Below are 6929 nucleotides of genomic sequence, written 5' to 3'. Positions count from 1 at the left end.
GCCGTGTGAGGCCGGGCGGGCGCGGGGCCGTGGAGAGGTGGTCAGCCGCGCCGTCCGCACACCGCGTGGTCGATGAGGTCCACCGTCGCCTCGGACTGCTCCAGGAACCGTTTCTCGTCGCCGAAGCGGGTGGTGAAGACGGCAGCGGCGGCCGACACCTCGCCGTCCGGGGTGACGGCGGACTCGGAGACCGTGCCGAAGGACGTGCCGCCGTGGTACCAGACGCCCTTGTCGCAGCCCTCGGCCGGGCGCCAGGCGATGCCGAGCCCGTAGCGGGCCTTGTCGCCGCTGGACATGTCTGGCGCGGGCACGGTGGAGCGCATCTGTGCGAGCTGCGCGGCAGGCAGCAGTGTGCCGTCCATCAGCGCGCGCAGGAAGGTGTTCATGTCGGCGGTGGTGCTGACGATGCCGCCGTCCGCGCCGCCGTCGACGGAGAGTGTGGTGTCGGTGAGGTCGTCGCGGCCGGGGAACTGGAGGTAGGCGGTGGCGGTGGGACTCGGCACATAGGCGGAGGTGCCCACTGTCATGGTGTGCCGCAGGCCCAGAGGCTCGACGATCCGCTCATGGACCGCCTGCTCCCACGGGTGCCCGGTGGCCTTCTCGATGATCATGCCGACCAGTACGTAGTTGGTGTTGGAGTAGGACCAGCGGGTCTCGGAGGCCGGGTCGTCGGCGTCCGGCAGCCAGCCCGGTGCCCTCGTCATGGCCGTGGCGACCTTCTCCGCGGGCGTGTGTGCCGTGAAGCGCTGTGAGCGGTAGCGCTCGGGTGTCAGTTCCCCGGGATCCTCGAAGAGGATGTCCGTGTAGTTCGCGAGGCCGCTGGTGTGCTGGAGCAGGTTCCGCACCGTGATCCTGCGCCCGTCGTTGCCCTTGCCCGTGACCACACCGGGCAGCCACTTCTCGACGGTGTCATCGAGGTGCAGTGCGCCCTCGGCGACGAGTTGGAGCGCGGCCACGGCGACGAAGGTCTTGGTGTCGCTGCCGATCCGGTAGTACGCGTCGAAGGGGACCCGCCCGCCCTCCTTCACGTCCGCGACACCGGACCGCGCTGCCCGGTCCCGCCCGGCCGCGTCCCGCGCCCGCGCCGTCAAGCCGGAGGCGCCGGTGTCCCGCACCGCGTCGGCGTCCCGCTGCAACTGCGCGCGGGACGGGGCGGGGGCGCTGCCCTGCGCCCAGGTCCCCGAGCCGAGCACACTCGCCACCCCCACCGCGCCGACACCGGCCATGGCCAGCGCCACCCTCACCCGGTCGGGCAGGCCGTGCTGCTTTCTTCCCGTCATCCTCATGACGTGGACGCTACGAAGCACCCGTCACCCACACCATCCGGCCACCCCGAACCCCGCACCGGGGGACAACCCCCTCGTGTGAACGGCGCGGACGTGGCCGGGCGGGTGGGCGTTCCAGCGTGCTCGGCTCAGGTCTGGCCAGGTCAGCCCAGTACGTCGCGCAGCAGTCTGGCGTTCTTCACCGTCTGACTCGACCCGGCGCGTGCGGCCACCGCCTCGACCTCGGGTATCCGGCCCTTGGCCCCGCAGCGCGAAGCGCACTCGACGGCGAGCGCGAGGAACGCGCCCGCGCCCCGGACGGGTGTGTCGCGCAGCAGCGCGGGCAGGACGGCTTCGAGCACGGACCACACCGTCGCGTAGGCGCCCGTCTCGGCCGCCGTGCGCAGCGCGTCGGTGATGCGATTCGGTTTGCCCACCCCGAGGCGCAGCAGCGCCTGCAACTGCCCCGCGAGCAGCGCGCTGTCGAGCTGCCCCTGCGCTGCGAGCAGGAGCATGGCGTCCACCGGCGCATCGCGTGCCCAGCCCATCCGCCGCGCGATCTGCCAGTGCGTCGCGTACCCCGCGGGGCCGCCGCACTCCACCACGCACGTGAGCAGGTGGGCGCTGGTGTTGTGCTCGATACGCGCTGCCATCTCGTCGCGATGGTGCGGCAACTGCGCCATCCAGAACGGCGCGGCGTGGGCGGAGGGGTGGTGGAAGGGGCCGGTTTTTCCCCGTTCCGGCGTGTAAGTGCCGACGACGGCCGCGGCGACCGGCGGGAGCGGCGGCACGTGTCCGAGACCGGGATCGACGGGCAGCCACCAGTTCGCCGGGGCGCTCGTCGGATCAGCGGCCGGCCACTCCGGCGGGGTCGAGTCCTGGCGGGGCAGGCCGCCTTCGCGCAGCCACCGCGCCAGCCGCGCTCCGGCGTCCGAACGGAGTTCACCCGCCGCGCGCCGCACCTCCTCATCGGCTGTGGGGGTGACGCGCAGCAGTGCCTGCGCCATGTCCACCGGAGCGGGGGTGACACCCAGGCGCTCCAGCTCCGCGATCCGCTCCACCAGCGTGGCGGCGTCCAGCGCGCCGTTGGCGTGGGTCGGCAGGGCGAGCAGGAACGGCTGTGTGCCGGACTCGATCAGCTCGATGGCCTCGCTCAGGCGTGCCTTGAGCAGTTCTCCGGGCGGGGTGGCCGGCGAAGTGTGGTCCATCAACTTGGAGAGGGGGTGGTCTTCGCGGACGCGGAAGTCCCACTCGCGCGGCTCGTCGCCGCGCACCGCGGCGGCGACGTCGTACAGATCCGTCGGTGTGCAGTCGCGGCTGTGGTGCGGTTCCTTGCGCATGACCGGTTCGAGCGCCTTGGACAGCGTGGCGCGGTCGAGGCGGGCGTGGCGGACCAGCCCGTCCAGCGCGCGCTCAAACGCCACCACGTCGTCCTCGCGCGCCAGCACGGCCGCGACCTCGGGGGCGACCTCGGCGGCCGTCTCGACGGGACCCGGTATCGGCCGGGGCCCGGAAGCGTCGGGCAGCACCTCGGCGTACGGCTCGGCCGCCGTCCCGTCCTCCGGCTCCTCCGGCGGGCCGAACAGCTCGGCGGCCCGCGCCGCATGCTCCGGGCCGAGCGCCCCGGCGGCTGTCCGCAGCTCCGGCAGCACCGCGCCGCCCGCGGCCTTGAGGTGACGCGCGACGAGGCCGAGGGCGCGTTCAGCCAACACCGTGTCCCGGTGCTGGAAGGCCACCGCCGCGTCGACGAGGACCTGGTCCACGCGCTCGGGTGTCCGCCGCGCCCGCCGCGCCACGCGGTCGAGCCAGGAGAGCTGGGCGCGCACCAGCTTCTTCTCGGCGCGTAGCAGGACGCGTTCGCACGTCTCGGTGCGTACGTCGTCCTCCAGCAGGCCCGCCTCGTCCAGCGCGATCAGGACCTCCTGGCCGTACGTGGCCACCGGCAGCGACAGATCGAGCATGGCCACGTGGTCCCGGAGGAAGGGCGCGTTCTCGGCCGGGGCGAGCGCGAGGGCGCGCAGCAGCTTCAGGTGTGGCGCGGTCTCGTCGCGGGTGCCGTCCTGGAGCAGACGCGCGAGCAGCAGCTCGACGAACGCGACCCGCTCGGGCGTCATCCGCGCGTGCTCCTCGGGGGTGAGGGCGAGCCCCTCCAGCATCATCACCGCGATCGTCGGGTGGGGATCCGCCATCTCCGCGAAGACGCGGCGGACGAGCGCGGCGCGGTCCAGCAGGCCCTCGGCTGCCAGTTCGGCCAGCACGGACACCTGGGGGAGTTGCACGCCCGGCCGCGCCACGACCAGCGGAAGCAGCGTGGCGGCGCAGTGGTTGTCGCGCAGCCGCCGCACCAGGACGTCGAGGGAGCGTGCCTCGTAACGGCACTGGCCCAGCCAGGCGTTGATGTACGCGTCGCTCGTCGGCACCGGGCAGCCGGTGGCGCGGACGAGGGAGTCGGCGAGCGCGAAGGGGACCCCGTCCATCGTGGGCCCCGTCTCCTGCTCGCCGATCCGCGCGACCAGTTCGGCCTGCCACTCGGCCGGATACATGTCCACGACGTCCCTCATCCAGCCGGACTTCGCGGGCACCCTGAACTTGGGACGCAGGACGCAGGCCGCCGCGTCCCGCGGGGTGATCTGGCAGCCCAGTTGGGCGGCGGACAGGGCGATGCGCCGCTCCTCGGTGAGCTCTCGCCAGGCCCCCGCGTCCGTCGCCTCGAAGCGGGCCGCCAGGGCGGGGGCGTGGGAAGCGCGCTGCTCCGGGGCGAGTGCGCGCAGCTCCCGGAACACTCCGGGTACGTCCCCGGCCTCCGCGAGTTCGATGAGATTCACTGTGCTGTCTCCTGCGTCGTCTCCCGGACCATGCGCGCCGCGAGGACGTGCTTGCACGGCCCGCGCCCTCCCCGGTACTTCGCCCACCACAGGCAGGTGCAGGTCATCCGCTCCGTGTCGTCGCCGCGCACCAGATGGGCGTGTGCTTCCTCGCCCACCCACGTCAGCGCGCCGTCGGTCCTGACCGCGCCTTCGGCGACCAGTGCGCGCGCTCCGCGCAGCCGGGGGTTGCGGGCCTCCGCCGCGCCCGTGGAGTAGGGCAGGTGCCGGTGGAAGTACGCCTCTTCCGCGAGGTCGTAGCCGATCTGCCCGGAGGTCCCCAGGACCGTCAGCGCCGCGCGGACACGCTCGGGCGGCAGGCCGGACTGACCGGACAGCTCCGCCACGTCGATCCTCGGCTCCCAGGCCAGCAGTTCCGCCACGCGTTCGGCGTCCCGCGCCGCCGCGTTCGTGGCGAGGTCGTCGAGCACGCCGCCCTCGCCGGAGAAGCCGCGCGCGGGCTCCTGGGAGAGCAGCAGCGTCAGCCGCATGCCCGGCAGCACGACCTCCCACGCGACGGGCGTGGCCCGCGCCTGCCCGGCGTCGGCGGTGGCGGTGTTCGCGGTGGCGGGACCGGGTGCGGGGGCGTATATCCGCACCGACGTCGCGTGCCGCAGCAACGGCAGCAGGCCCAGCAGCCGCTCGGCGCCCGGCAGGCAGACGGCGCCGGGCACTGGCCTGCTGACCGGGCGCAGACCGCGTCCTGCGGGCATCAGCCACCGCGTCGTACGCGCACCGGACCGGAGGGTGGGGCGCGGCAGCGCGCGCAGGACGGCGGCCGCCTCCCTGGCGGGGACCTCGGCGCGCGGGACGAAGCCCGCGCCGGTCACCTGGGCCTCGGCGAAGCCGCGCAGCCAGCGCTCAGGGAGCGGAACCTTTTTCTCCACGAACCTGCCGTCGAAGGTGGTGGCCTCCACACCTTCGGGGCCCACCGTCAGGTGCAGCGGGTCCAGGTCGCCGAGCTTGGCGAGTGCCTGGCGCAGAGGCGTGTTGACGTCGACGTTGGTGGTGCCGTGCCCGATCTCGTCACCGTCGAGACCGGCCTCCAGGATGTCCAAGCGGGCGTAGACACCGCAGCAGCCGGAGAAGGACTCCATCCGCAGCCGGTCGCCGTTAGCCGTGACGACCGGGTCCAGCGAGGCGGGTGAGCGCGGCCGGTAGTAGCGGGTGGCGGCGACCTCGGTGACCGTCAGCAGAGCGGTGGCCGCGGCGACCGGAGCGGTCAGGAACCCGTGGAAGAACCGGGGGTTGGCCGCCTCGCCCGCCGGTGTGGCACCGCCGGAGGTCTCCAGCGCGAGGGTGCGTCCGGCGGGGGATTCGTGCACGGCGGACGTGTGTAAGTAGGCGTAGGACTGGATCAGTGGACTCACGCGGGAAGACTACGTACCGGCACTGACAAGGGTTCGCGCCTGACATGATCGCGGCATGACCGGCGAGCTTTCACGGCCAGGCGCCGACACCCGCACCGGCACCGGCACGTATGTCCTCTTCGACGTCGACGGCACACTGGTCGACGCCGTCGACAACCAGCGCAGGGTCTGGGCGGCGTGGGCCGGGCGGTACGGACTGGACCCGGCCGAGGTGTACGGGGCCGCGCTGCGCACCCGCCCTGTGGAGACCTTCGCGCTGGTGGCTCCGGACCGGGACCCGGGGGAGTGCCTGGCCGCGCTGCACGCACTGGAGGACGAGGACGTCCGGTCCGGAACCTACGCGGCCTTCGAGGGCGCGGCGGAACTGCTGGGCAGCCTCCCGGAGACCTCGTGGGCGCTCGTCACCTCCAACTACGAGCACCGGGTGCGCGGGCGCTTCGCCCGTACGGGCCTGCCGGACCCGCGCGTCATCGTGGACGCGGCGGCTGTGGCGGAGGGCAAGCCGTCGCCCGTGCCCTACCTGACGGCCGCCGAACGGCTCGGTGCCAGGCCCGGGAACTGCCTGGTCGTCGAGGACGCACCGTCAGGAGTCGAGGCGGGGCTGCGGGCCGGGATGACGGTGTGGGCGGTCAACACCGCGGCCTTCGTGCCAGGCGCGCACCGCCACTTCGGGAGCCTGCGTGAAGCGGTGCCCGCCATCCTCGCCTTCGCCGGGCTGGAGGGCGCGGCGGAAGCGGGGTGACCGCGGCCCGCACGGGTGGTCCCCGGGGCCGGGGCGGGCCCGGGGCGGGCACAGGGGCTGCGGCCCGGCGTCGCAGCCGACGGGCCTGCCGCGCTCCGCCGTCGGCACCCCACCGTCGGCACCCCGACATGAGCGCGCCCCGGCGTGAGCATCGCGGCGAGACGTCCCGCACCGGCCCGTGAGGGCACAATGGCTGCTGAGCCGTGGGGCGGTGCCCGCCCGGCGGGCTCGACGCATGTCAGGGGAGAGGGGGGCGAGGAGCACCGGTGGCTGGTTCGGCGTACGACCGTCTGCGTGCCGACATCGTGGCGGGCGGCATACCGCCCGGCGAGTATTTCGGCGAGGCGGCGCTGGCCGACCGGTACGGGGTCTCCACTCCGTCGCCTGGGACGCGGGCGCCCCGCCCACCGGCGACCTGGAACTCACCAACCAGCTCACCCGCGGCGGCTACCCGTTCGGCATCGTGGTCAACTCCGCGGGCCGCCGCTTCGTCGATGAGGGCGCCGACTTCCGCAACTACACCTACGCCAAGTACGGCGCCGAGATCCTCAAGCAGCCCGGCGGCACCGCCGTGCAGATCTTCGACGCGAAGTCCGCGCCGCTGCTGCGCCCCGAGGAGTACCTCTCGGCGGGCGTCACCCACCACACCGCGGACACCCTCGAAGAACTCGCCGGCCTGGCCGGTGCC

Annotated in this window: 4 protein-coding genes; 1 reads left to right on the top strand and 3 read right to left on the bottom strand. The window is 73.7% G+C overall.

The window, feature by feature from the left end:
- Positions 1-41 precede the first annotated feature (41 nt).
- The 3 genes from ACWGJ2_RS33625 to ACWGJ2_RS33615 all read right to left on the bottom strand — a co-directional run bounded on the left by ACWGJ2_RS33625 (position 42) and on the right by ACWGJ2_RS33615 (position 5499).
- Positions 42-1286, bottom strand: coding sequence for a serine hydrolase domain-containing protein (locus ACWGJ2_RS33625; protein WP_453350114.1), 1245 nt, complete (start codon positions 1284-1286; stop codon positions 42-44).
- A gap of 143 nt (positions 1287-1429) precedes the next feature.
- Positions 1430-4090, bottom strand: coding sequence for a DUF7824 domain-containing protein (locus tag ACWGJ2_RS33620; RefSeq protein ID WP_453350113.1), 2661 nt, complete (start codon positions 4088-4090; stop codon positions 1430-1432).
- Positions 4087-5499, bottom strand: a complete 1413-nt coding sequence (locus tag ACWGJ2_RS33615; protein WP_453350112.1) for an SWIM zinc finger family protein — start codon at positions 5497-5499, stop codon at positions 4087-4089. The genes ACWGJ2_RS33620 and ACWGJ2_RS33615 overlap by 4 nt, the downstream gene beginning before the upstream one ends.
- A 55-nt stretch (positions 5500-5554) precedes the next feature.
- Between ACWGJ2_RS33615 and ACWGJ2_RS33610 the strand changes: the two genes are divergently transcribed.
- Positions 5555-6241, top strand: a complete 687-nt coding sequence (locus ACWGJ2_RS33610; protein ID WP_453350111.1) for an HAD family hydrolase — start codon at positions 5555-5557, stop codon at positions 6239-6241.
- The last annotated feature ends 688 nt before the right edge of the window (positions 6242-6929 follow it).

Source organism: Streptomyces sp. NPDC054796 (genome assembly GCF_053611545.1).
Note: the sequence above shows the minus strand (reverse complement) of the source record. Positions and strands in the feature narration are given on the sequence as shown.

Bases quoted from the DNA above. Each gene is read 5' to 3' on its own strand.
- ACWGJ2_RS33625 (WP_453350114.1), bottom strand. From the start codon at position 1,286: ATGAGGATGACGGGAAGAAAGCAGCACGGCCTGCCCGACCGGGTGAGG.
- ACWGJ2_RS33610 (WP_453350111.1), top strand. From the start codon at position 5,555: ATGACCGGCGAGCTTTCACGGCCAGGCGCCGACACCCGCACCGGCACC.